Genomic DNA, 23,411 nt, shown 5'->3' with positions numbered 1-23,411 from the left:
GCGGCGGCAGATAGGCCTAGTCAGCGTTCGAGGCCTCGGTCTTTTCCAAGGCCGATACCGTGGGCAAGGGCTAGCTCCTGGCCGAGCCGGCGGCCGGATTCGAACGCGATGCCGAGGTCGTTCTTGCGGCCGGCGAGGATGGATTCCAATTGCGGATCGCGTTCGAGGCTTTTGGCCATGTCGCCCATTGCCGAGCGCGCAGCCTTGTAGCCGGACATGTCGCCAGCTTGGTATAGGCGCTGACTGGTGTGGCCAAGCTTGTGCCAGCGCTCCACAAAGCGATCGGCGCGCCGGCTTGGATCGGTGCGAAGTTCGGTCTCGATCTGGAGCGCACGGATGGCGGGGCTGACCTGACCGGCCGCCGCCTTACGGGCGAGCTCCGGGTTGTTTCGGTAGGCGGCTTCGGCGTCATGCGAGCCATAAGGCCGCACCGCCTCGAAGGCATGGCGGGCCGTCTGTAGTTCTTTCACCTGCTCCGGACTTGCCTGCCTGCCTATCTTCCGCTCCGCGAAGATCGCATCCACGGCGCGGGCATGGCGCACGAGCGCCCGGGTCCGGACGCGACGTGCTTCCACCTCGGGATCTTGCGCCACGTTCCTTGCCGGCACTTCGGGTTCACGCCGGTCGGTTGCCGTACCACTCCTTTCCCTTTCCGGCGACCCGGGCTCGGGCCGTTGTCCGCCATATCGGTCGGACACCTCCCCAGGAACGCGAAGGCCGTCGAACATGTCGCGCAGCTTCTCCGGCATGACCTTGCGTACGATCTCGGCCACGCGCTCGCGAAACGTGATCCCACGCCGCTCGGCGTAGCTTTGGATCGGATCGGCACGGTCGTAGTCGGAAGCCATGTCCTTGGCGCGATCGCGCGACAGGGCGCGGACCAGCCGAACCTCATTGGCAAAGTCGTCACGGCCATAATGCAGGTCGACGCTGTCGCGATGCCGCGACAGGGAGACATAGCTGCTGTGGGCGTCCATGCCGGGCGTCGCCAGCACATGGACGCGGTCCACCGTCATGCCCTGCGCCTTGTGGATCGTCGCCGCATAGCCATGGTCGAGCCGATTGTAATCTTTGAGGTCGAAGCGCACGGATCGGCCATCGTCGGTCTGCACGGTCATGGATTTTGCGCTGACCTGCTCGATGGTTCCGAGCGTGCCGTTCTTGACGCCGAGCCCGCGCTCGTTCTGCAGGAACATGACCCGATCGCCGCCCGCAAAGTCTCTCGTGCCGCGCTCGACCGTCACCTCCACCTCGTCGCCGAGATTGCCCGCTGCCCGCATCCGCTCGCGCGCCGTCTCGTTCAGCGCATGGACCTCTTCGTTGGTATGGGTGAGGATGATCCGGCTCCGATCCGGCGAGGCCAGCCGGTCGCGGTCCCAACGCTCGATCAGATCCCCTCGAGCCTGCTCGCGGGTCTGGGCCTCGTGCACCAAGCCATGGGCGCGGTAAGCTCCGAGCGCATGATCCACCTTGCCGGTCGCTAGATCGCGCGTGGCACCGCGCTGCCAGTCCTCCCGCTGACGGCGCACTTCGCCGATCTCGGCGCCGCCGTGACGCTCATAAATCGACCGGAAGGCCGCTCCCGCTTCGATCGCCTGCAGCTGTTGCGGATCGCCGACGAGCACCACCTTTGCGCCAGCCTCGGCGGCATGGGACAGCACGCGCTCGAGCTGCCGCGTGCCGACCATCCCCGCCTCGTCGATGACAAGCACATTGCTCGATTTGAGCAGATCACGGCTCTGTCCCCAGCCGTGCTCCAGGCTGGCAATCGTGCGCGACGCAATGCCCGATCCGCTTTGAAGGTTTTCCGCGGCAATGCCGGACAGCGCCACGCCCCGGACCTCGAAGCCAGCCGCTTCCCACGCCTCCCGTGCCACCCCCAGCATCGCGCTCTTTCCCGTCCCGGCATGGCCGACCACGACGCTGAGATCGCGTCCACCCGTGACGTGCGCCAAGGCGTCAACCTGCTCGGATGACAGCACCAGGCCGCGCGCTTCCGCACGCGCCAAAGCCGCCCTGCGCTCCGCATCTCGCACCTCGAGGCGCTCCCCTCCCGCCAACAATTCAGCGGCACGGTGCAGGCGCTGTTCCGTCTCGATCATTCCGCGGGTTGTGAACCGATCCTCGCCGCGGGCGTCCTTACCGAGTTCGATCAGATCGGGCGTTCCCTGTATCGCGCCCATGACCGCATCGAACTGGTCGAGCCCGTCACTGTGCCGGTGCGCGAATTTTGCCAGGTCGCGGCGCGTGAAGGTCGATTGCTGCTGGGTGATCGCGTCCAGTCCAAGGGAGGGATCAGCGATGATCCGCGCGCCATTGTTGCGCGCGATCTCGCGGTGCATCTCGGCCCGGTCGGCCTCAGACTCGTCGCCCGCAATGCCTCGGATCTCAATCCGTTTGGCGGGCGCGCCGATCTGGCTTTGCGGCTCCAGCGCAATGCCCTGGGCTTCCAGGCTGCGATGGTCGATCCGCGCGTCGATGTCGAGCTGGGCCAGCCGCTCGTTGACAAGCTCGGCCCAGCGTCTGCGCCAGCGCTCGACCATCTCCGTACGGTTCCAGTCCCGTACCTTATTGCCAAAGCCGCTCTCGTCGACCGAGCGCATGGTCACCATGACATGGGCATGAGGTTTCGGCAGTCCGTCCTCCGCCCTGTCCCAATGCACATTGAGATCGGCGATCATACCGAGACCCACGAACTCGCTCCGAACGAAATCGCGGGCTAGCTCGATGCCCTGCGCCTCACTCATCTCGCGCGGAAGCGCAAACTCCACCTCGCGGGCCAGCTGGGCATCTTTCCGGATTTCGTGCGCTTCGACGTCATTCCAAAGCCGCTCGCGGTCGCTCCATGCTTCCGGCACGTTCTCCGGCAGCATGACCTCGGAATGAACGACGCCGCGCTTGGCGGAGAAATCCTGATCGCGGCCGAGCCGCTCGTCACGCAGCCGCGAGCCGGAGCGGTAGGCCGCCGATGCTACCGCGCTGCTCCCGGCCTTTCGGCCAATGACCTTGACGTGAAGATGATAGATCGCCATCGCGACCAGATCACTGGCACAGCGAAGCGCACGTCGGAACGACGTATAAGCGCGCCCTCCTCGAAAAAATCTCGGGAGGGACTACCCCGTCTCAGCTCGTCCTGATGACCTTACAGCATTCTGCGGTGTGCTCGCCTATTATTTCTCCATCGAGCTCATGGAGACGATGATGCGCAAGCCACGAGACTTTGATGCGGATCTGAAGGCACTCGAAGACAAAGCGCGCGGGCTGAAAACTCGAAAGGTGCGCCAGCTCGGCGAATTGGTCATCGCGACCGGAGCTGACACACTGACGGCTGAAGAACTGGCAGGCGCGCTGATCGTGCTGGCCGAGACGAAGGAGGCCGGGAAGAGGGAGGCATGGGCCAAGCGCGGCGCCGCGTTTTTTCAAGGACGGACGCGCTGAAATGCGCCAGCAACTGACCGCAACACGGACGGCGCTCCTGGGCAACCGGACGGCGCGCAACCGGCATCAAGCCGCAAAAGCGCGACATGACATGCGCGCGTGGCAGGTCGAACGCCGCAAGCGCACCCGGCACCTCATCGAACTCGGCGGCCTCGTGGTCAAAGCCGGCATCGTGGACCTGACCGGTGACGACCGTTCCACGATCTTGGGCGCGCTGCTTTGGATGGCTGACAAGCTTAAAAGCGGTGAGGGCGAACGGGCACGTGAGCTTTGGGCCGCGAAGGGAAAACAAGCGTTCGAAACGGACCCTGCAATGGAAACGCGCACAGTTCGTAGAATGCGCGACAATCGCACGTTGGCCGACTAACGCTTCCGCAGCAGCCCGCTTGGTGAATTGCACGATCCTAATATCAACTGCAAAGTTGGTTTGCCGCTTTACTGCAGCTCCCTTGCGACAGGAATTGAGAGCAAGGCAAACACAATTGCACCAAGCACAAGCGTGATCGCACCGACGAGAAGAAAAGCGGGTGGATACAGGCCGCTACCGCCCAGATTCAGGACGGCTCCTATCAGCGCGATGCCGAAAGCAAAGCCCACCTGACGCATTGTGACACACATGGCGGCAGCCGTCGCCGCTCGATCGGCTGGAACCGAGGAAACCGAGAAGGCCGTGATCTGAGCGTTGAACAGTGCGCACCCCGCTCCGCCCAGGAGCAGCATCGCGCCCACGGCCCACGTCGCTGCCGAGCTGGATAGATCCCTTGAAATGGCTCCCAGGAACAATGCCGCGACGCCAACCACCGTCAGTCCTCCGCCGAAGTAGAACCGTGCCGGCATACACTGCGACAAGCGCGCGCCCAGACTAGGCAGCAGGAGCATTGGTATGGTGAGCGCGGTTAGCAGCAATCCGGAGCGACTTGCATCGAGCCCCATCGGCCCGCGCATCATCTGCGGCAGATGGACGAGCAAGGACCAGTAACCGATCGAACTTGCAATAGCGGTGATACAAAGGGCAAGGAACGGAACCGACGCAAACAGTCCGAAATCAAAGGCCGGCCGCGGGTGCCTGCGCTCTACGACCCAGAACGCACAAGAAGCGAGCACGGTTGTAGCCAATGCTATCCCACGAAATCCGCCTGATGAGAGGAGCGCGTACGCTGAGGAACCGACGACTAGCGCTAGCAGGTTCGGCCCGAGCCAATCCATTGGCGGTTGAGAGCCGACACGTTCCGATTCCGCCAGCGGCGAGGCGAAGACCACGAGCGCCATACAGAGCGGAAGATTGATCCAGAAGATCCACGGCCAGCCAGCATAGGAGGCAATGATTGCTCCGAGCGGTGGTCCGACGACCATTGAGCCACCGATGACCGTACCCCAGATGCCGAAGGCCCAGGCGCGTCGCTTACCCGGATAAGCGGCCGCGAGTAGCGCCGCAGCCGCCGACGTGATCGCAGCGCCTGCGACGCCTTGCAGCACGCGCCACGCCAGCAGGCTCTCGAACGTGGTCGACGCCGCAGACAGTGCCGAGGAGAGAGCAAACAAGACGCCGCCGCCAATGAACACTCTTCGCCGCCCGTGTCGGTCTGCAAACGGACCGGCAACCGGAAGCGCGAAGATGAGAGCGAGGCTGTAGATGTCGATAATCCAGGCCTGGTCTTGCACCGGGACCCCTAAGCTGCTGGCGATGTCCGGTAGCGCTGCGGCCAGGCCCGTGAGATCGACCTGGAACAGAAATCCGCTGACACTCGCCGCAAGAAGCGCAAACCGCGGCAATCGTGAAGAAGAACCGTTATCCGCGATTGTCGGATCCTCAACCAGCGCAATTTCGAGATGTTCTGCCATCGCCTTAGGCTGGCGGAAAAACGGCTTGGCAGCGAATGAAGCATTCTCAAAATCTCATGAAACTGTATCATGTGGTTCTCATTGATCACTTCTTGCTCCGATGGTCCGTCGCCTTCCACCTTTTGCTCCATTGGTCGCGTTCGACGCCGTCGCGCGCCACCGCTCATTCACTCGCGCGGCTGAAGAACTTGGTGTGACCCAGAGCGCGGTCAGTCATCGAATTCGGCAGCTCGAGACATTTTACGGGACGACTCTGCTCCGCAGACTCAATCCCGGGGTCGAGCTGAGCGCCGAAGGAAGTTTGCTGCGAGCCGAACTTGCGATGTTGCTCGACACCATGGCCGGACTGGAGCCTCGTCTGCGCCGCCGCGCCAGCCGCCAAACCGTCAGATTGGGTTCAGGCCCGGCGTTCGCCGCGTGGTGGCTCGTCAGGCGACTTCCATCGTTTCAGTCGGAGCATCCCGACATCGATGTCGAGTTCGAGCCAATCCAAGCGGAGCAGGACGCGACGAGTTCAGTCGATCTTCGTATCGTCTGGACGTCGCTTGCCGAAGCACGGCCCAGTTCGACTCAAGCGCCATTGTTTCAGGAACGGGTGGTTCCGGTGTGCGCGCCACGTGTGCTGCCTGAAGGCAAGCCGCTGGCGAATCCGGCCGGTCTGATTGAGCTTCCGCTGATTCGCAAGGGGAGCGATCCCGCCGGTGAGTGGAGTTGGGAATTCTGGTTCAAGACACTTGGCGTGAACCAGGCCGTCTCCCGCGGGCCGGTTCTGCGTGATATCGGGCTTTGCCTCACCTCTGCCGTCGAAGGCGGCGGGGTCGCGCTTGGACGCTCGCTTCTGATCGCCGACGCAGTCGCCGATGGCCGCCTCGTACCGGCGTTGTTGGCGACGCCTCACGTGTCTTCGAGCAAAGTCCATGTGGCACGTTGGCGTCCAGAACTCACCGGTGATCGAGCTATCCGGACTTTAGTCAATTGGCTTTCTCGAGAAACATTGGTTACGGCAAACTGCCCCTCGGCTTGAACACGATGCGCAGAACGCAGACCTCTGAATTGCTCCGCAACTACGGTGTACCCAATCGAAATGGCGCACCACGGCCGATGAAGATGGGCACTACTGCTTCGCTATACCTCTATGATGCAGCGGCCGCCAAAGCGATCCGGCCGGATAACCAGCGACGGACTACGATCTTCCGCTACGCCTCATGGGCGACTGTCTTCCCGATTCCGCTGGTGGTCCGGTTACCCCTCGATAGCGGCCATTTCGATCAATCGCAGGATCGACGTGATGGGCCAATAGCCGACCACCAGTCACCGTCCCAGGCGCGATAGGAGCGCGGCCGCGTTCGGCTGCCTCGCAGCCCACGTAATATTATGTTCGCCGTCGACCTGCACAAAACCTGTACGTTCAGGCATGTCACTCCCATCAAGTGAGTTGAAAGTGCATGTTGCGCTTTCGCGAATGATGGCACCGATACGATCCTGAGCTTGGTAATCGATGAGCGCGATATACTGAACCGGCGAAGCTCGCTCGACTTGGGCAATGGCTTTCTTGGCTGCCTCGGACACTCGCCGTATCGGGTCTTTGAAGAACTCGTCGAACGTGATTGTCTTCCGAGACTCGTCTACGCTGATCCGCTCATAGGTGGACGGAGCAACCAACCGCTCCTTGATTGCTCTATCACATGTCTGCACAAATTGAGCGGTGAAGGGTGCGTAGCCGCGAAGGTACGCGTGGCCTAGAACGATCACACCGAAGCTCAGAAGCATTGCAATTGCGAGCTTTGTTCTCATCTTCCTGGTCGCTTGCCGACATTGCCCACGCCGCACTCAATACCGCTCTTGGACAAGGAAGCGGAAATCGAAGGAGAGCATCTTTTGTGCGGCCGTTACTAAAAACTAACGATGTCCGATTCGAAAAGCTGCCTTCTGATCGTCTGACGGCTCGCTTCCGGTTAAACCGCGAAAGCGGACATTCTCAATGCCGCTCTGGATCGTCCGTAGGGGGCCAGAACCGGAAGTGAACGCGACAAATGGGCTAACGCGAAGGGCTATTTGTCGCCATCAATACGGTGAGCAATGTAAAGATGCGTTTCATAATCGATGTCGAGGCCGCCTCCTTGATCGTCGATTGCTTTTGCAATTTCATCGAGCAGGTCTTCACGCGTCTCTGCCGCGAGTAACCGAACGTCCGACCGCGTGCTCAGAAACTCGGTGTAGCTGGACGCCGTGTGCTGCCATTTCCACAGATAGCACTTGTGTTCAACGGGCCCGAACAACTGCGACTGGTCAAACCAGTCCTTAAACGGGCCGTTCGGTAGGTACCAAGCTTCGGGCGGCGCCCCCCACGAGCCCGTGTGACGTAGCCAAATTTGCTTAAACCGTTCCAGTAAATGTGAGGGTAGTCCGACAGGCACGTGCCCGAAGACGGCCAGTGTTCCGTTAGTCGAAAGCAGTTGGGCGGCTTTTACGAACCGCACTTCCGGGGATACCCAGTGCCACGCCTGTGCCGCAAAGATTAGAGCGAACACTGAATTTCCAACTGGCCACGCCTCGAAAGTAGCCTCGGCTAGTTTCACGTTGGCAAAACTCGCCAAAGTCTCGCGCGCGTAGCGGATCATTTCCGATCCGGGATCAATGGCGACGATCTGCAAACCCCGCTTCGCAAAGCTTTTTGTTGCTTGACCCGTTCCACAGCCAATTTCAAGAACGGCATCGGTTGGCTCTAGGTTTGCAAATGACATGACATCGTCAATCAGAGCCTCAGGGTAATCGGGTCGTGAGGCCCTGTATACGTTCGCGACCTGATCGAATGTGAAACGCTGCTCCATCGTTTGCCCCCTTTTGGCGGTTAGGGAACATAACCTGAGCGGCGTCTGCCCGTCCAACAGCCCACTTCCGCTTCGGGTCAAAAAGCCGGCGGTCGGTGCCCGGCTCCCTTATTCCGGTCGAGGCCCGGAAGCCGACATCACCGGCGGGACCGAAGGTCCGGGACGGGCCAGCAGCGGAAGTAAACGCGACAAAAGCGAAGGGCTACTTGTCGCCGTCACCTCTTTGGCAGCGCGTCGATAGCCGCTGCATACGAATCAGCAGATTGCAGAAGCCTGATGGCCCGTGCCGCCGGTGCCTTATCGGAGTCATATTGATAGCGAATCCTGATCGCGCCGATCAGCGTTTTCTTAAACTCGGACAGCGGCAGCCTCGCTTCATTGGCCAGCACCGGAATCGCAAAAATCGAACGCAGCAACCATGGTCCGATGGCTCTGATGCCGCCGAACGGGCGAACACGAATAAAGTCTAGAACATCGAACGACCGGCCGTCGGCGTCTACTAAGTGCCATTCGCCAGCGCGGGCGCGTTGGGCCGTCTCCTCAAACATCGAGCGGGGATGTGCACAGAGTTCGAGTGGCGTCGCAGCCAGATAGATGTAGCCCTCTCGCCAACAAAGCACGGGATACGAGATGTCGGGCAGATCGGCCGTCGTTTGACTCACTGGTCGCCGCAAAGTGCCAAATTGCTTGTACTCCAGGAGGCCACGATGCCTCGGTACTCTCCCTCAACGTACCAGCATACGTTGACTGAAGCTTTGCAACCCCAAAATGACAGCGGTGCGAACGAAGGTCCGGTTTAGGTCAAAGCCGGTCCTTTTGCCCCCTGGACGGCTTGCTTCCGGTCGACCTCCGGGAGCAGACGTCACCGTCCCGACTGGAAAGGTCCGCGAGGGGCCAATAGGCGACATGCCGATTGCCGACCTTTTTGGCTAGACGGACATTTGACCCGGGAAAGTGGTCACATTCTACGCCAGCAAAGTACTTCAGCAACGAGATGCTTCTGCTTCAATGTAATCTCGTTAGCGGTGCTTAGAGCCACACCAGCACCGAGGATGTGAGTCCCAGCACCGCTAGCGGCACGGCGTACAGGTAGAAAACGTAGATGTGAGTCCGCTGTTGTCTCTCGAAGTAGAACAAAAGCTCCGTTGCCCTTTTGCTGCCTCGTGTCGCCCAGACGAGCGCCAAGAAGATCAACATGATCAGAAATGGCAGGCCGAAAATAACCCCGGTTAACCAGGCGTTGCGCCACGGCGCGTCCTCACTCCCTATGGCAAGAGCCAACAAGGGAGTGGCAAACCCCAAGCAGCCACTAGCCAACAGGTAACGATAAAGCCGGCGGTTCTGCCGCTGGAGTGTTTCAGCCGGAACTTCGGCAAATTCGCCACCCTGTCGCGCAGGAGCAATCTTAGAAGCGACCTCTGCTGCGAGGCTTCCGAGAATGCCGCTCAGCAATTCATGAGGCATGTGCGGTTACCAGGGTCATACGGACACTGATTAGTGTGCTAAAGTTGCTGCCCGATTAAGCGTTCGGCTCAATTCTGATTAAGTCGGCTTCGGGTCACAAGCAGCCTATCGGTCCTCGGATGCAGATTTCCGGCCCTACCCCGAGAGGGGACATCATCGGCGCCCTCGGGAAGGTCCGGAACGGGCCACAAGCCGACCTGGGCCTTCAAAGGGAGCCGTGCAATCATCCAGATGATCCGGGCATCAGAGGGGAACGATGGCATGAGGATAGTGGCCCGCTTGGCGGCCTATTTTGCCGCGAGCGCAACGTCATCAGCGGTCTTCACCGTTTGGATGGCCTGTCGCGACTCCCGCGATCCGGCAGGAAAAGGGCTGAACCTCATTGAAGTTGGGAGCGAGACCTTGCAGGTTTGGCCCTATGTCTTTGCGTTGGCGCTTTTGCTGATGTTCTTGCCTTGGTGCTTGATCACGGGGATGTCGCGATGGTTGCCTTTTGGAGGACCAGTCTACAGCGCCAGCGGTTCGGCTCTCGCAGCGATCCTCGCTTGGGGTTGCTTGGGAGGCCTATTCCCCGCGCGCGGCCATCCAAGCTTCACGGAAGGCTTCGCGCTGGCCCTAGAGGCAAACGGACTCCCAGTTCTGATTTCTGGCGCGATCGGAGGCTTGATCTATTGGCTGGTCCGCGAACGCGCCGAACACCTCAAAAATACGATGCGATCCGTCGAGCATATTGAGGCTGATGCAAAGGTCCATTGAGTGCTATCAGTCCGCATCTGACCGGGATGTCTGCTCAGGGTCGATTCTGTTGAAAAAGTCAGCAGTTGCGACGCAGAGATATCGGTGATTCAGTCTGTCTAGTGGGCAGGACTGAAGGTCATGATGGGGCATCGGCAAGTCGAACAGGCTGCGTTGTTCTATGAGTTCTCGCTGGAAAGGCACATCCCAGCCGACCACCTCGTGCGGTCGATCGATAGGTTCGTCGACCTTGAGGACTTACGGCGGGAGCTGGCGCCGTTCTACAGCAACATCGGGCGGCCCTCGATCGATCCGGAGCTGATGATCAGGATGCTCTTGATCGGCTATTGCTTCGGCATCCGATCGGAACGGCGCCTCTGCGATGAAGTCCATCTCAATCTGGCATACCGCTGGTTTTGCCGGCTGGGTCTGGATGGAGCTGTCCCCGATCACTCGACGTTCTCGAAGAACAGGCACGGCCGCTTCCGTGAGAGCGATCTCTTCCGTCGCGTGTTCGAGACCGTCTTGCGCCGCTGCATCCGGGAGCGCCTGATCGGCGGCGAAGGGTTCGCAGTCGACGCGAGCCTGATCAAGGCGGATGCCAATCGGCAGAAGGGAATCGAAGGCGATAAGAGGCTTCCGCCGGAGGCTGCGGGTCGAGCGATCGACGAGTATCTTGCCGTTCTTGATGATGCCGCGTTCGGTGCCGCGACGGAGGTCACGCCCAAGTTTGTATCGCCCTCCGACCCGGCGGCGCGCTGGACGGGAGCGCACGGCGGCCAAGCCTTCTTCGCCTACTCGACGAACTATCTGGTCGACGTCGAGAATGCGATCATCGTCGATGTCGAAGCGACCACGGCGATCCGCCAGGCAGAAGTATTGGCCGCCAAGCGCATGATTGAGCGTTCAATCGAAAGGTTCGATCTTTATCCAAGCCGGCTTCTCGGCGACAGCGCCTATGGCTCCGCTGAGATGCTCGGGTGGCTGGTCTACGAGCACGGGATCGAGCCGCACGTGACCGTCTTCGACAAGTCGGCCCGCACCGACGGGACCTTCTCGCGTGAGGCCTTCACCTACGACCATACCAGGGACGTCTATCGCTGCCCCGCTGGCAAACCCCTCACCACTACAGGGACGCTGGTGAACAACGACACGACGGTCCTCTACCGTGCGAGCAAGCGCGATTGTCAAGCATGCTCTCTAAGAAGCAGGTGTTGCCCCAACACCCCGGCCCGAAAAGTGCCGCGCTCGATCTACGAGGGCGCTCGCGACATGGCACGCGAGATCGCAAGCTCATGGGAAGGCCGCACTTCACGCCGGCTCCGCAAGAAGATTGAGATGCTGTTCGCGCATCTCAAGCGCATCCTCAAGCTAGATCGGCTGCGACTAAGAGGGCCGAACGGCGCACGCGACGAGTTCACCCTCGCTGCAGCCGCTCAGAACCTTCGTAAGATGGCCAAGCTGATCCCGATGCCCGCGCTGACGCCCGCGTGAACCACAACGCGCCAATTCGTCCTCGAAACAGATGGCGTTCACGACGAAACTACTGCCGACTTTTTCAACGGAATCGGTCAAAAGCCACCTTCCGGTCGGCCAGTAACTTACGTCCGGTTGTATCCAGCAGTAGGCGTTCCAGGCGCCGGCCCGAAGGTCCCAGATGGGACAACATCAGACGTCGGGCGGGTTCGTATTAGCGGATCAAGCCTTCGCCCGCCGGATCGAAGTCGGTGGACGCTTGTATACCTCAGCAAACACACTGTTGAAACGCCGTAGGCTGCAGAATCCTGATCTAAGTGCGACCTCGGTCATCGGAAGCTTCGTCTCGTCCAAGAGACGCTTTGCTCGTTGAACACGCCCCGTTCGCGCGACTTGGGCGGGACTTGCGCCGACATATTTTTTGAATAGGCGTGATAGATGCCGCGGTCCGATGCCGAGACGTTCTGCGAGTGTTTCGATGTTCGCATCGTCTAGTGCACCACTGCTAATCAGACGTAGGGCGCGCTCAACTGTCGTCCGTGAGCCCTTCCAAGCTGGAGAGAACGGTGCCGTTTCGGGGCGGCATCTGAGGCATGGTCGAAATCCCTCCTGCTCAGCTGCAGCTGCCGAAAGATAAAACGTCACGTTTTCGGCCTTGGCGGGGCGCACCGGGCACACCGGCCTGCAATAGATCCTCGTGGTTCGGACGCCTGAGAAGAACAGGCCGTCATAGCTCTTGTCGCGACTCACTCGGGCACGTTCGCATACAACGGGATCAAGCCTCCCGATGTCCGTTAAAGCCGACGACGGAGTCCGATTCCGGCGAGCCACAACACGCTCCAATTGCTACGACGCCATCAACCTATCAGCATGAGTGAGCGAGACAATGGGTGACGAGCAGCATTTCGTTGGTTGGTCGGTGGCATGGGCTGCCTTTACCTTGGCGGTGCTCGCCTGGGGCATCGGCTTCTATGGTCCTTCGGTCTTTCTTCCGACTCTGCACTCCTCGCGCGGATGGTCCATCTCGGAAATCTCGGCTGCCATTACCTTTCATTTCGTGCTGAGTGCGCTCCTGGTCGCGTATTTGCCCGACATTCATCGCAGAATTGGGATTGCCGGGACGACACTGGGCGGTGCTCTTCTGATGGCCATCGGGTTGATCGGATGGTCCAGATCGTGGGAGCCGTGGCAACTCTTCTTAGCGGCCATTCCGAGTGCGGGAGGTTGGGCCGCTACAAGTGGTGCTGCCCTAAACGCCATTGTCGCCAGATGGTTCGAGCGCGATCGCCCGAAGGCGATGAGTCTGGCGTTCAATGGCGCAAGTGTCGGGGGGGTTCTGTTCGTGCCTTTGTGGCTCTTCTTGATCGATTGGCTCGGCTTTCAAACCGCGGCGCTGGCCGTGTCCATTGTTGCCCTCGGCGTTATGGGTTGGATTTCTATTCGATACTTCAGGCTGTCCCCCACCAGCCTTGGTCTCTCTCCCGATGGCAACGGAGTGCCTACGGTTGTCGCGAAACCGACAACGAGACTATCTCGCTCTAGCATTATTCGTATGCCGGGATTCCTTACGCTTTCGGCGGCGTTTGCGCTTGGCTTGTTTGCGCAGATCGGCCTTCTGTCACACTTGGTCTCCCGCCTCACTCCCGATGTTGGTGCGACAACTGCGGGCCTGCTTCTCAGCCTAGCGACGGCATGTGCAGTAATCGGACGGACTCTGACGGGATGGTGGATCGGAGATCACGACCGGCGGATCGCCGCAGCCATTAACTTCGCGGTTCAGACCGTAGGAGTTCTGCTGCTCATCTTCGGCAACGGATGGATCGTACTGACATTTGGCTGCGTCATCTTCGGATTTGGCATCGGGAATCTTACGACTTTGCCGCCATTGATCGCGCAGAAGGAGTTCGATCGTAAGGATGTGGTGGCGGTGGTTGCGCTGATCGTTGCCATCAATCAGGCAGTATTTGCGTTCGCGCCAGCCATTGTTGGTGCTCTCCGCGATGCGACTTCGGGTTATGGAACGGCGTTCGGGATTGTCGCTTGCATCCAGCTTTTGGCTGCGATGGTTGTGCTCCTTGGGCGTAAGGCCGTGGTCCCGCCGGCGAGGTCAGCTTAGGGTCATTCGCGTCGGCATTGCCATGTCCGCCTCCTGGTCCGCTATCGACAATACCCAACCTTACCGACCGAGTAGGTGTGGATCTCGACCGATTAGGACTGCCGTCCGTTATCGGCCTGACCGTCCGTCAGCTGACGCGACAGCGGCGGCCATGCAGAATGAGCGCTCTCGACCACACAGGAGGCGCGCAATGGAGTTCTTCTGCGGGCTGGATGTCGGCATGGATCGAACCACGATTTGCGTGGTCGACGACAAGGGCGAAGTGCTGCTGGAGGTCGCGGTGATGACCGACCCGAATGCGGTCAGGGGAGCACTGGCGCCATATCTCGGCCGCTTAAGGCGGGTCGGCCACGAGGCCGGGGCGCTGTTGCCGTGGCTGCATCCCGAGTTGCTCAAGCTTCGCCTGCCGGCGATCTGCCTGGAGACCCAGCATGTGCGGGCGGCGCTGAAGGCGCAGCGCAACAAGAGCCCGCGCTGGCGCAGAGCAGGCTGAGGGTGCGCTGGATCGGGCTGGGCCGAGCATCACACCCCAGGCAATCAAAACCTCGCCAGCCAGGCCCGCAAACGCATGAGGACTGACTCGAAGAGCTACCGGCGCGACTACCTCCGCGCGCTCGCCCAACGCGTCGAAGTGGACGCGAAAGAGCTTCGCATCATGGGATCGAAAGCGCGCTCCTGCGCACGCTGGTCGGTGCCTCGGGCGCAAAGACGGCCCAGTTTGGTACCGAAGTGGCGCACGCGACACGATTCGAACGTCTGGCCTTCGCCTTCGGAGCGCACCCGGCATCGGTGTTCAATCCGCCACACGCACGCGCAGCGACAAATCTGCGCGGCGGTCGGGATCGTTCGGCCGTGGCCGCGAAAAATGTTGGCCTTTTCGTTGGCTTTCGTTGAAATCGCACAAAAATACATAAGCTAAGTCAGTAGGATGCGCCTATAGCGAGGCGCCCTCTTGCGGCACCAGCCTCTCCTTCCGTCCCCGTCTCTCCTTTCCTGACGCGCCCGCTCGCCGCGCTCCATTTGCCGGTTAAGAATTGCTTAACCCAAATCGCGCCATCGTTCGGCGCGAGCGGCGGGATGAATGCCCGCACTGGCGGCTGGCGGCGATCCGGACGAGCGCGTCCGTCGCGTTCGAATCCCGCAGGTGCCGGTTGCGCTCGGGCGTACGCCAGCGGCCAAGCCGGTGGCGATCAGTATCCAGAGGTCATGGTGGGACGTCTCTCGCAAGGGCATGGCGCCTGTGCACGTGACGATTCGACCGGCACTGGCGATGCACCGGCTGCCGGCAGCGGCGCCGGACCAACGGCCGAAGACGCAACGCGAGACAAAGGCGAACCCGCGACATGAGCACGACTGCCCTCGACAGCCACACCCAGTTTCAATCCATCGTCGGCCAGATCCGGACGCTCGCCTACAAATACATCGAGGACAAGGACTTCGTCAGCGCCCAGCTCGCGTTCCAGAAGCTGCTCGAGCTCGACCCCAAGGACATCAACGCGCGCTTCATCTATGCGCAGCTGATCGACGACGGCTCACACAAGAAGCGCGCCGAAGCGCGCGACATGATGCTGGCGATCCTCGACGAGAACCCTGAGATCTTTGAGCAGGCCACCGAAGGCAATCTGCACCTGATCCGCAGCGCCGCCGTGCGCTGCAGCCATGTCGGCCCGTTCACGCGCTCGATGGAGCTGTTCCGCAAGCTCGCGGCAGCCTCCAACCAGGCCGCCGACTATTTCTCGCTCAGCGAGATCCTGACCCAGGGCAACGAATTCGAGGAAGCGGTCGCGGCGCTGGAAAAGGCGATCAAGCTCAACCCGGCCTATGACAACCCGATCAACCGCGAGACGCTGGAGCTCGCGCGGTCGAACGCCAAGAAGGGCAAGGCCAAGGAAGCCAAGGGCCGCGCCAAGGTCGGACGCTATCCGGAGACCAAGGACTTCCTCGGCGACCTGCAGACGCTGATCACCAGCCACATCGCGGTGAACCTCGCCGCCGCGCCGAAATTCCTCGACAAGAGCACCCGCTTCTTCACCATGGGCTCGTGCTTCGCGCGCAACCTCTCCAAGAGCCTCACCGACAGCGGCTATGCCAGCCACCACATGGAGATCTCGGAGTACATCAACACGACCTTCGCCAACCGCGTGTTCGTCGACTGGCTGCGCGACGCCCAGATCGATCCCGAGATCCGCGAGCGCATCGTCGAGTTGCTGCCGCCGGGATCGAGCAAGGAGAATACGCTCGCCGTCATCAAGCAGGCCGACGTCTTCATCCTGACGCTCGGCGTCGCCGCGGCGTTCTTCGACCGCGAGACCGGCGCCTTCGTGCTGCCGCGGCCGACCGCGCTGAACTCGCGGGCGCTGGCCGAGAAGTACAAGTTCCGCACCGCCAGCGTGCAGGAGAACGTCGACAACGTGCTCTATCTGATCGAGTTCATCCGCAGCATCCGGCCTGGCATCAAGGTGATCGTCACCGTGTCGCCGGTGCCGCTGCTCACCTCGTTCGAATATGAATCGGTGGTGCAGGCCGACTGCCTGTCGAAGAGCACGATGCGGCTGGTCGCGCATGAGGTCGTCAACAATTCGAACCTCGAGGACATCTGGTACTGGCCGTCGTTCGAGGTGTTCCGCTGGGCCGGCTCCAACGCCTCCAGCTTCTTCGCCGCCGATGACGGCGCCGCCTGGCACGTCTCGGAGGACAAGGTGTCCGCGACGGTGCGCGCCTTCGTGCAGACCTTCTCGCCGGCCTGAGCGCGCGAACGGCTGCCTCAGGGCAGCCGCTTCTTCCAGAGGCGGATGACCAGGATGCCGGCCTGGGCGTAGCCCGGCGGCGAACTTTCAGTGCCGAACGGCGTCTTCGAATACAGCGAGCTCGAAACCAGGAAGCCGCCGACATACGGCTCAGGCAGGCCCGACAGCGCCAGGAAGCAGCGGTGCGTGAGCAGGCCGTCCTCCGGCAGATTGCCACGCACCAGCCGGCAATCGCCGATGCCGGTGAATGCGATGCCGTTGAGCTGGCCCTCGGTGTAGGTGCCGAGCAGGGTCGGATCCATCGCCTGGCCGACGCAGACCCGCATCTCGCCGATGCTCTTGTCGCCGGTCTCGGTCATGCGGCCGTCAGCCGGCCGGACCCCGACGGAGTGGATCGAGAGCTGATCCTCCAGCGCCGGCGCGAAGCCGGTCTTGGTCGGCGCGCAGAAATCCGACGGCACGACGCGGCCCTGGCGCACGCTCCGCGCAATGTAGATCTCTTCGACGTTGTCGTCGCCGGACTGCGCCCGGCCCGGCCCGCTGGCGGCCAGCAGCGTCACGGCCGCCAAGAACACTGCAACGATCACCCGGCGCATGCGCGCATCCTTCCCCCGAATCGATCGGTCTCCCTATCGGATTCGGCGAAGCTTCTGAACAGCACCAACGAACAGTACACGTACATACGATCATACCTCAACCCCGGATCTCACCGGCAGCATGGAACACCGCGCCTTGACGGTAATTTGGTAGCAACAGTCGGGTGTGCCGGATCGTGTCGCCCACCGCCCACGTGCTGCCGCCGGTGGATTTCCGGATGGGCTCGTCCAGAACTCCCCTCGTCCTGAGCGGACGTCCCCGCGGCGCCGGAAAGGTTTCGAGAAAGATGGCGCACCGATCCGCAGTGCCGTGTGCCGGCATCCGGCTTCATTCGCGCTTGCCATGCGGAGCGTGACGGGGGTCACATCGGACGGTCGCGCCGGCGCCTAAACCTTCCCGCAGCCAACAAAGGGGAGCTTACTCGATGCGCAAGATGATCCTGATCGGAGCCATGGTGCTCGCATCCGCCACAGTCGCGCAGGCCGAGGGCACACGCAGCCTGTCGCTGTCGTCGAACGACGCCGCCGCGCGGGCGCCGCGTCCGACCTACGTCCAGCAAGCCGGCGAGGTCACCGTCACCCCGGCGCCGGTGCCGGCCGTCGCGGCCGAGGTCCAGCCCGCTGCGCAACCGGTTGCGCCAGCGGCCCCGGCCGCCGCACCGCCGCCGCCGCAGCCCACCGCCGCTGCGGCGCCGGCACCGCAGCCGGGCTCTGTGCAGCAATCATCGCGGCGGTCGAAATCGGCGCGCTCCGACCGGACGCGCCGCAAGAGCTGGACCGAAGCCCGCATCGTCCGCGAGCTGCATCGCCACGGCATCTATTGGTGAGCATCCGCCAATCGGCGACAAACGAAGAAGGCCGGGCGAATGCCCGGCCTTTCGCGCGAGGAGACCCTGCAGCGAGGCATCACTGCGAGATGGTCTGGATCACGCTCGAGATCGGCCGCGCATTGGTCATTGTCGTCGGCAGCTTCGGATCCTGGCCGATCATCGCGTCATATTCCGGCAGCGTGTCGAGCGTGCCCTTCGGCTTCATCGCGACCACCTTGTAGCCGCCGGCCTTGAGCCGCCGCAGCAGGGTCGGCAGCGCCAGCGCAGTGTTCTTCTGGAAGTCGTGCATCAGGATGATGCCCTTGCCCTTCTTGTCGAGCCCGGTCATCACGGTGTTGACGACCTGGTCGGCATCCTTGGAGCGGAAGTCGAAGCTGTCGACGTCGCAGGAGAACATCGCGACATTGCGGCTGCCGAGATAGGCCACGGCAGAGGACCGGTGCTGCAGTTGCGGGAAGCGGAAGAACGGCGCCGGGTTGGTGCCGAGCGCGAACTTGACAGCGCTGAAACCCTTCTCGAGCTCCTCCTTCGCCGTCTCGTCGGTCATCTTCTTGCCGTTCAGATTGGCGTGCGACCAGGTATGAACGCCGACGACGTGACCGGCGGCCAGCACCTGGCGCAGGATCTCCGGATGATAGGTCGCATGCTTGCCGATGGTGAAGAAGATGCCGGTGGTGCATTCGTCGGCCAGCGCCTTCAGCACCGCCGGCGTGTTGACCGGCCACGGGCCGTCGTCGAAGGTCAGCACCACCTCGTGGTCGGCGAGGAAGTCGAACTGCTTGAAATGGTCGAGGCCGAAACCGGGGCCGCCGGTGGTGTCGACCATGACGGTGCGGGAGATGCCGAGCGCGTCCGGATTGGCGCAGGTCGATTTGGGCTGCACGGGCGCCGGCGCGCTTGCCGCCATACGCGTGGAGACGGTACCGGTCGTCTCGACATCGTCCTTCGAGCTGGCCTTGGCGGCGACGCGCGCCGGAGGCGGCGCCGGCTCGGACGGCTTCGCCGCTGCGCTCTGCGCGGCGGCCTTGGCGGCGCTGGGCTTCGATACGTAGTACCAGACACCGGTGATCGCCAACGCCGCGACGACGGTGGCCAGCAGCAAGCCTAACGCATTACGCATGGTTACTCTTCCCGAAAACGCGAGACACTCGATGGCGGACGCAACGCTGTCCGCCTCCTTCAATTAGCTTCCATTAGTGCCAACGATTCCTTAACGCGGTGCCAACACGACCAGGATCGGACAAGATTTCCAGGATGATGCCCGCACCGAAGCGGCCGTTCACCGGAGCGACATGGCGCCGCGGCCATCGGCCTGCCGAAACTGCCGGCCAGGGTTGAGCCGCCGGATCTGGCGTGACCCGCATCACGGTTGCCAACAGGGCATCCCGCCATGATGGACGCATTGAAACACGCGGCCCCGCCAACATGCGGCGCCAATGGGAGCCAGCCATGACGAAGTCGACCAACATTCTGCGCAGGGCCGTTCTGACGGCCGCCAGCCTTGCCGCCCTCTCGACCTTCTCCTCGACGGCAAGCTTCGCCTTCAGCGCCGAGGCGCAGCAGATGTGCACCGGCGACGCCTTCCGCCTGTGCAGCAGCGAAATCCCCAACATCCCGGCGATCACCGCCTGCATGATCAAGAACCGGTCGTCGCTCAGCTCCGGCTGCCGCGTCGTGCTCGACCGCGAGATGTCCAAGCGCAGCGGCAAGGTCGCGGATGCCAACGAGGCCAATTGAGAGCGCTTCCGGCTCCCCTGCGCGCCCCGGCTGCGACCGAGGCGCTTGCGACGGCCGGTTGCGACCACTAAAAGCGCCGCCAAACGTTCAGTTCCGGGAGCGAGGCGCCAGTCATGAACAAACTCTCTCTGATTATCCCTCTGGTCCTGATGGCGTCGACGGCCTCAGCCCAGCAGCAGCCGGGCCAGGATGCCTGCGCGCGCGACGTCTCGCGGTATTGCCGCGCGGTGATGAACAACGGCGATCAGGCGGTGCTGGCCTGTCTCAAGGAGCATCGGGCCAAGCTGTCGAAGGCTTGCGAGAAGGTGCTGACCGAGCACGGGCAGTAAGCGCCTGCTCAGTGCAGATGCTCCGGAGCTACGGCCCGCTGCGAGCCGCCGAGGCGACAGCAGGCGCCTGCTCGGCGGTGCGGTCGATATCCTCCTTGGCGCGGACCGAGCCGAACGGCCGCTCCAGCATGCGGCGGATGCGCACCGGGTCGGTGCCGATGTGGAAGTCGATCGCGCGCTTGTGCAGCTCGCGCTCGGCGCGGGTCGAGCGGTTGCGCTGACGCAGATAGTCGATCCAGGTCGGGCAGTGATAGCGCTCGGTCCATAATTCGGGGTCGGCGATGTCGCGTGCGATCGACCAGCCATAGGCGCCGTTGCGCTGGCGGCTGAGCTGCACGTCCTGCATCAGGTCGTGAAACGCGCGGGCATTGTCTTCAGCGACCCGGTACTCGATCTCGACCACCAGCGGCCCCGAGCGCGGCGTCAGCTCGAGTTGCACCTCCGGATCGGCCAAGGTCTCGCCGTCCTCGTTGCGGGCCCCGATCGGCGGCATCCGCAGCCACAGGCCGAGCAGCGGCGACACCATCATCAGCGCTCCCGACGCGAGCAGCGCGACCTCGACGCCGGCGGCGTCGGTGAGACGCCCCCAGCCCCAACTGCCGATCGCGATGCCGCCGGAGATCGCGGCCTGAAATGCCGCCAGTGCGCGGCCCGCGACCCAGCGGGGTGCCGAAAGCTGCACGCCGATGTTGAACAGCGCCACCGCCAGCATCCACACCGCACCGGCGATGACGAGCGCCGCCGCCGTCAGGACCGGCGCGGTGCTGAGTGCAACGGCCGCGGTGGCCGCGCCCAAGGTGAGCGCGCAGGTGCGGATCGCGGCCTCACCAGACAGCCGCTTCCTGATCTCGCCGATGTTGAGCGCGCCGACCACCGCGCCCATGCCGAAGGCGCCGAGCATGATGCCGTAGGTCTGCGCGCCGCCATGCAGCAGGTCGCGCGCGACCAGCGGCATCAGCGCCGAGATCGAGCCGCCGATGATGCCGGTGACCAGCGTGCGGATCAGCACGATCCGGATCGACGGCGAATGGACGATGTAGCGGACGCCGGAGACGATGGCCCGGTTGAGCGGCTCGCGCGGCAGCCGGCTCGGCTCGACCACGCGCCGCCACAGGAACAGCGCCGCGAGCAGCGGCAGATACAGCAGCGCATTGGCCGCGAACGCGGCGACCGCGCCGGCGGCCGCGACCACGACGCCGCCGATCGCCGGACCGAAGCTGCGCGCGATGTTGTAGCTGATGCCGTTCAGCGCGACCGCGGCCGGCAGCGTCTCCGGCGGCACCTGCTCGCTGACGGAGGATTGCCAGGCCGGCCCCATCAGCGCCATGCCGCTGCCGATGACGAAGCACAGCGCGAGCAGGCGCTCCGGCGTCACCAGGCCGTACCATGCCAGCACCGTCAGCGTGGTGGCGCCGCCGAGCGCCACGGCGAGCGCGACCAGCGCGACGATGCGCCGGTCATACATGTCGGCGATGGCGCCGGCCGGCATCGAGATGAACATCACCGGCAGCATCAAGGCGGTCTGCACCAGCGCAACCTTGTCGGCCGACGACGTCATCTGCGTCATCGCCCAGGCGGCGCCGACCGCCTGGATCAGCAGGCCCAGGTTCGACAGCAGGCTCGCCAGCCAGATGCGGCGGAACACCGCGTGCCGCAGCGGCGCGGCGATGCTTTCGGCGGCGAACAGCTCACGTTTCTGCGGCGCATTCATGCGGGTCCGTCCACGTCGCCAGTTCGCCTTGAAGCTCGCATCGAACTATCGCTTGATTCCAGCTGGACCTATGTGATGCCTGCGAATGTCCGCCGCTGTCCAGTGCTGCCTGCAAAGGCCGGCATCGGGGATCGCGGCCAACGAACACAAATGAATGAGACCAAAGGGAGACCGCCGATGAAACTGACGCGCCGCAACATTCTGCAGGGAATGGGAACCCTCCCCTTGCTCACCAGCGGTCTGCCCTTACCGGTACGCGCCCAGAGCGCGGCGGCAACGACGGTGGGCGACATTCCTCCGGTCCTGTTCGTGCACGGCAATGGCGACCACGCGGCATTGTGGATGACCACGCTGTGGCGGATGGAATCCAACGGCGTGCCGCGCACGCGTCTCGCTGCGCTCAACTTCACCGACCCGCTGGCGCGCAACGACGACGCCGTGGCGCAGCCGAACCGCTCGTCGACCGACGATCAGCGCCGCGAGCTCGCCGAGGCCATCAAGACACTGAAGGAGCGCACGGGCGCTGCGCGCGTCGCGCTGGTCGGCAGCTCGCGTGGCGGCAATGCGATCCGCAACGTTGTGAAGAACGGCGGCGGCGCCGATGTCAGCCACGCCGTGCTGTGCGGAACGCCCAATCATGGCGTGTTCGACTGGGAGGACAGCCCCGGCAGCGAGTTCAACGGCCGCGGCCCGTTCCTGCGCGGACTGAATGCCGGCGACACCGAGGTGACCGAGGGCACCGCCTTCCTGACGCTGCGCAGCGACGGGCTCGACAAATACGCCCAGGCCGACGGCCGCCTGGTCGGCAAACCCGGCGTGCCGACCGGGATCACCCCCGAAGGGCCGGCGCTGAAGGGCGCGACCAATCTCGTGATCGGCGCGCTCGACCATCGCGAGGTCGCGTTCCACCCGCGCGCGTTCCGCGAGATCTACAAATTCATCGCCGGCCGTGAGCCGACGCAGATCGCGATCCAGGCGGAGCAGCAGGTGCGGATCAGCGGTCTGGTGACGGGAACGCCGGGCGGCGCGCCGACCAATCGCCCGGTCGCGGGCGCAAGCGTGGAGGTCTATCGCGTCTCGAGCGAGACCGGCGCACGCAATGGCGAGCCTGTCTATCGCGGCCAGACCGGCGCCGACGGGCGCTGGGGTCCCGCGGAGGTCGATCCGACGTCCTATCTCGAGATCGTCCTGACCTCGCCGGGCGCGCCGGTCACGCACTTCTACCGCTCGCCGTTCCCGCGCTCGTCCGACGTCGTGCATCTGCGCGCGGCGCGGCCGCTCGGCCAGGCCGATGCCGGCGCCGGAGCGATTCTCATCATGATCAGGCCGCGCGGTTATTTCGGCCTGCCCCGCGACATCGTGCTGCTCGACGGCAAGGAACCAACCGACGTACAGAAGGGAATACCGACCGATGCGGCAACGACATTGCGGCTGCCTGCGGGCGACGTCGGACGCAGCGTCATCGGACTGTTCAACGAGGAACGCATCACCGCCCGTCTTTGGCCAGCATCGGAGAGCAGGATTGCGGTGATCGAGCTGACTAATTAGTTGCTGGAGTA

At 63.1% G+C, this 23,411-nt stretch carries 20 protein-coding genes and 2 pseudogenes; 12 read left to right on the top strand and 10 right to left on the bottom strand.

Features of this window, described 5'->3' with window-relative positions:
• Nucleotides 1-20 precede the first annotated feature (20 nt).
• The gene (gene traA / locus QW863_RS10230) at nucleotides 21-3,032 is read right to left on the bottom strand and encodes a Ti-type conjugative transfer relaxase TraA (protein ID WP_315715836.1); all 3,012 of its coding nucleotides are present in this window, start codon (nucleotides 3,030-3,032) and stop codon (nucleotides 21-23) included.
• Between the two features lie 169 nt (nucleotides 3,033-3,201).
• Here traA and QW863_RS10225 point away from each other — a divergent pair.
• Together QW863_RS10225 and QW863_RS10220 are read left to right on the top strand one after the other, a co-directional pair.
• Nucleotides 3,202-3,528 (top strand): annotated as a pseudogene (locus tag QW863_RS10225) (conjugal transfer protein TraD).
• A gap of 1 nt (nucleotide 3,529) precedes the next feature.
• The gene (locus QW863_RS10220) at nucleotides 3,530-3,805 is read left to right on the top strand and encodes a conjugal transfer protein TraD (RefSeq protein ID WP_315715835.1); all 276 of its coding nucleotides are present in this window, start codon (nucleotides 3,530-3,532) and stop codon (nucleotides 3,803-3,805) included.
• A gap of 68 nt (nucleotides 3,806-3,873) precedes the next feature.
• On the opposite strand, the gene QW863_RS10215 is transcribed toward QW863_RS10220, so the two are convergent.
• A complete protein-coding gene (locus QW863_RS10215; protein ID WP_315715834.1) occupies nucleotides 3,874-5,280 on the bottom strand; it encodes an MFS transporter in 1,407 nt (468 codons plus the stop codon).
• 100 nt (nucleotides 5,281-5,380) lie between these two features.
• Between QW863_RS10215 and QW863_RS10210 the strand changes: the two genes are divergently transcribed.
• Nucleotides 5,381-6,304, top strand: a complete 924-nt coding sequence (locus QW863_RS10210) for a LysR substrate-binding domain-containing protein (RefSeq protein WP_315715833.1) — start codon at nucleotides 5,381-5,383, stop codon at nucleotides 6,302-6,304.
• Nucleotides 6,305-6,591: 287 nt separating this feature from the next.
• On the opposite strand, the gene QW863_RS10205 is transcribed toward QW863_RS10210, so the two are convergent.
• The 4 genes from QW863_RS10205 to QW863_RS10190 all read right to left on the bottom strand — a co-directional run bounded on the left by QW863_RS10205 (nucleotide 6,592) and on the right by QW863_RS10190 (nucleotide 9,575).
• On the bottom strand, nucleotides 6,592-7,074 hold the full coding sequence (locus QW863_RS10205; protein ID WP_315715832.1) for a hypothetical protein: 483 nt from the start codon (nucleotides 7,072-7,074) through the stop codon (nucleotides 6,592-6,594).
• Nucleotides 7,075-7,331: 257 nt separating this feature from the next.
• A complete protein-coding gene (locus QW863_RS10200) occupies nucleotides 7,332-8,111 on the bottom strand; it encodes a class I SAM-dependent methyltransferase (RefSeq protein ID WP_315715831.1) in 780 nt (259 codons plus the stop codon).
• A gap of 215 nt (nucleotides 8,112-8,326) precedes the next feature.
• Nucleotides 8,327-8,773, bottom strand: a complete 447-nt coding sequence (locus QW863_RS10195) for a hypothetical protein (protein ID WP_315715830.1) — start codon at nucleotides 8,771-8,773, stop codon at nucleotides 8,327-8,329.
• A gap of 367 nt (nucleotides 8,774-9,140) precedes the next feature.
• Entirely contained in the window at nucleotides 9,141-9,575 is a 435-nt protein-coding gene (locus QW863_RS10190; protein WP_315715829.1) for a hypothetical protein, read from the bottom strand.
• A gap of 279 nt (nucleotides 9,576-9,854) precedes the next feature.
• Between QW863_RS10190 and QW863_RS10185 the strand changes: the two genes are divergently transcribed.
• Nucleotides 9,855-10,331, top strand: coding sequence for a hypothetical protein (locus tag QW863_RS10185; protein WP_315723447.1), 477 nt, complete (start codon nucleotides 9,855-9,857; stop codon nucleotides 10,329-10,331).
• A 120-nt stretch (nucleotides 10,332-10,451) separates the two neighbouring features.
• Nucleotides 10,452-11,804, top strand: a complete 1,353-nt coding sequence (locus tag QW863_RS10180; protein WP_315729403.1) for an IS1182 family transposase — start codon at nucleotides 10,452-10,454, stop codon at nucleotides 11,802-11,804.
• A gap of 204 nt (nucleotides 11,805-12,008) precedes the next feature.
• Here the strand turns inward: QW863_RS10180 and QW863_RS10175 are convergent, their stop codons facing one another.
• Nucleotides 12,009-12,536 (bottom strand): bifunctional transcriptional activator/DNA repair enzyme AdaA, encoded by a 528-nt coding sequence (locus QW863_RS10175; RefSeq protein ID WP_409977906.1) that lies wholly within the window; start codon nucleotides 12,534-12,536, stop codon nucleotides 12,009-12,011.
• A 136-nt stretch (nucleotides 12,537-12,672) separates the two neighbouring features.
• Here QW863_RS10175 and QW863_RS10170 point away from each other — a divergent pair, with 136 nt between their 5' ends.
• The 3 genes and pseudogenes from QW863_RS10170 to QW863_RS10160 all read left to right on the top strand — a co-directional run bounded on the left by QW863_RS10170 (nucleotide 12,673) and on the right by QW863_RS10160 (nucleotide 16,649).
• Nucleotides 12,673-13,902, top strand: a complete 1,230-nt coding sequence (locus tag QW863_RS10170) for an MFS transporter (protein ID WP_315718668.1) — start codon at nucleotides 12,673-12,675, stop codon at nucleotides 13,900-13,902.
• A 190-nt stretch (nucleotides 13,903-14,092) separates the two neighbouring features.
• Nucleotides 14,093-14,377: pseudogene (locus tag QW863_RS10165) on the top strand (IS110 family transposase); the annotation flags it as partial.
• Nucleotides 14,378-15,245: 868 nt separating this feature from the next.
• Entirely contained in the window at nucleotides 15,246-16,649 is a 1,404-nt protein-coding gene (locus QW863_RS10160) for a GSCFA domain-containing protein (RefSeq protein WP_315716721.1), read from the top strand.
• A gap of 17 nt (nucleotides 16,650-16,666) precedes the next feature.
• Here the strand turns inward: QW863_RS10160 and QW863_RS10155 are convergent, their stop codons facing one another.
• Nucleotides 16,667-17,245 (bottom strand): hypothetical protein, encoded by a 579-nt coding sequence (locus QW863_RS10155; protein WP_315716722.1) that lies wholly within the window; start codon nucleotides 17,243-17,245, stop codon nucleotides 16,667-16,669.
• Nucleotides 17,246-17,670: 425 nt separating this feature from the next.
• Here QW863_RS10155 and QW863_RS10150 point away from each other — a divergent pair, with 425 nt between their 5' ends.
• Nucleotides 17,671-18,072 (top strand): hypothetical protein, encoded by a 402-nt coding sequence (locus tag QW863_RS10150; protein ID WP_315716723.1) that lies wholly within the window; start codon nucleotides 17,671-17,673, stop codon nucleotides 18,070-18,072.
• 79 nt (nucleotides 18,073-18,151) lie between these two features.
• Here QW863_RS10150 and QW863_RS10145 read toward each other — a convergent pair whose 3' ends face one another.
• The gene (locus QW863_RS10145) at nucleotides 18,152-19,195 is read right to left on the bottom strand and encodes a polysaccharide deacetylase family protein (RefSeq protein WP_315716724.1); all 1,044 of its coding nucleotides are present in this window, start codon (nucleotides 19,193-19,195) and stop codon (nucleotides 18,152-18,154) included.
• Between the two features lie 329 nt (nucleotides 19,196-19,524).
• Between QW863_RS10145 and QW863_RS10140 the strand changes: the two genes are divergently transcribed.
• Nucleotides 19,525-19,812, top strand: coding sequence for a hypothetical protein (locus tag QW863_RS10140; protein ID WP_315716725.1), 288 nt, complete (start codon nucleotides 19,525-19,527; stop codon nucleotides 19,810-19,812).
• Nucleotides 19,813-19,925: 113 nt separating this feature from the next.
• Nucleotides 19,926-20,141: a hypothetical protein gene (locus QW863_RS10135; RefSeq protein ID WP_315716726.1), complete on the top strand. Its 216-nt coding sequence runs from the start codon at nucleotides 19,926-19,928 to the stop codon at nucleotides 20,139-20,141.
• 28 nt (nucleotides 20,142-20,169) lie between these two features.
• On the opposite strand, the gene QW863_RS10130 is transcribed toward QW863_RS10135, so the two are convergent.
• Nucleotides 20,170-21,852: an MFS transporter gene (locus QW863_RS10130; protein WP_315716727.1), complete on the bottom strand. Its 1,683-nt coding sequence runs from the start codon at nucleotides 21,850-21,852 to the stop codon at nucleotides 20,170-20,172.
• Between the two features lie 177 nt (nucleotides 21,853-22,029).
• Here QW863_RS10130 and QW863_RS10125 point away from each other — a divergent pair, with 177 nt between their 5' ends.
• Nucleotides 22,030-23,400 carry a hydrolase gene (locus tag QW863_RS10125; RefSeq protein ID WP_315716728.1) on the top strand — a complete coding sequence of 457 codons (1,371 nt, stop codon included), beginning with the start codon at nucleotides 22,030-22,032 and terminating at the stop codon, nucleotides 23,398-23,400.
• Nucleotides 23,401-23,411 lie beyond the last annotated feature (11 nt).

The sequence above is a fragment of the Bradyrhizobium sp. SZCCHNR1017 genome (assembly GCF_032381375.1).
Taxonomy (GTDB): domain Bacteria; phylum Pseudomonadota; class Alphaproteobacteria; order Rhizobiales; family Xanthobacteraceae; genus Bradyrhizobium.
Note: the sequence above shows the minus strand (reverse complement) of the source record. Positions and strands in the feature narration are given on the sequence as shown.

Bases quoted from the DNA above. Each gene is read 5' to 3' on its own strand.
- traA (WP_315715836.1), bottom strand. From the start codon at position 3,032: ATGGCGATCTATCATCTTCACGTCAAGGTCATTGGCCGAAAGGCCGGG.
- QW863_RS10220 (WP_315715835.1), top strand. From the start codon at position 3,530: ATGCGCGCGTGGCAGGTCGAACGCCGCAAGCGCACCCGGCACCTCATC.
- QW863_RS10215 (WP_315715834.1), bottom strand. From the start codon at position 5,280: ATGGCAGAACATCTCGAAATTGCGCTGGTTGAGGATCCGACAATCGCG.
- QW863_RS10210 (WP_315715833.1), top strand. From the start codon at position 5,381: ATGGTCCGTCGCCTTCCACCTTTTGCTCCATTGGTCGCGTTCGACGCC.
- QW863_RS10205 (WP_315715832.1), bottom strand. From the start codon at position 7,074: ATGAGAACAAAGCTCGCAATTGCAATGCTTCTGAGCTTCGGTGTGATC.
- QW863_RS10200 (WP_315715831.1), bottom strand. From the start codon at position 8,111: ATGGAGCAGCGTTTCACATTCGATCAGGTCGCGAACGTATACAGGGCC.
- QW863_RS10190 (WP_315715829.1), bottom strand. From the start codon at position 9,575: ATGCCTCATGAATTGCTGAGCGGCATTCTCGGAAGCCTCGCAGCAGAG.
- QW863_RS10180 (WP_315729403.1), top strand. From the start codon at position 10,452: ATGATGGGGCATCGGCAAGTCGAACAGGCTGCGTTGTTCTATGAGTTC.
- QW863_RS10170 (WP_315718668.1), top strand. From the start codon at position 12,673: ATGGGTGACGAGCAGCATTTCGTTGGTTGGTCGGTGGCATGGGCTGCC.
- QW863_RS10160 (WP_315716721.1), top strand. From the start codon at position 15,246: ATGAGCACGACTGCCCTCGACAGCCACACCCAGTTTCAATCCATCGTC.
- QW863_RS10155 (WP_315716722.1), bottom strand. From the start codon at position 17,245: ATGCGCCGGGTGATCGTTGCAGTGTTCTTGGCGGCCGTGACGCTGCTG.
- QW863_RS10150 (WP_315716723.1), top strand. From the start codon at position 17,671: ATGCGCAAGATGATCCTGATCGGAGCCATGGTGCTCGCATCCGCCACA.
- QW863_RS10145 (WP_315716724.1), bottom strand. From the start codon at position 19,195: ATGCGTAATGCGTTAGGCTTGCTGCTGGCCACCGTCGTCGCGGCGTTG.
- QW863_RS10140 (WP_315716725.1), top strand. From the start codon at position 19,525: ATGACGAAGTCGACCAACATTCTGCGCAGGGCCGTTCTGACGGCCGCC.
- QW863_RS10135 (WP_315716726.1), top strand. From the start codon at position 19,926: ATGAACAAACTCTCTCTGATTATCCCTCTGGTCCTGATGGCGTCGACG.
- QW863_RS10130 (WP_315716727.1), bottom strand. From the start codon at position 21,852: ATGAATGCGCCGCAGAAACGTGAGCTGTTCGCCGCCGAAAGCATCGCC.
- QW863_RS10125 (WP_315716728.1), top strand. From the start codon at position 22,030: ATGAAACTGACGCGCCGCAACATTCTGCAGGGAATGGGAACCCTCCCC.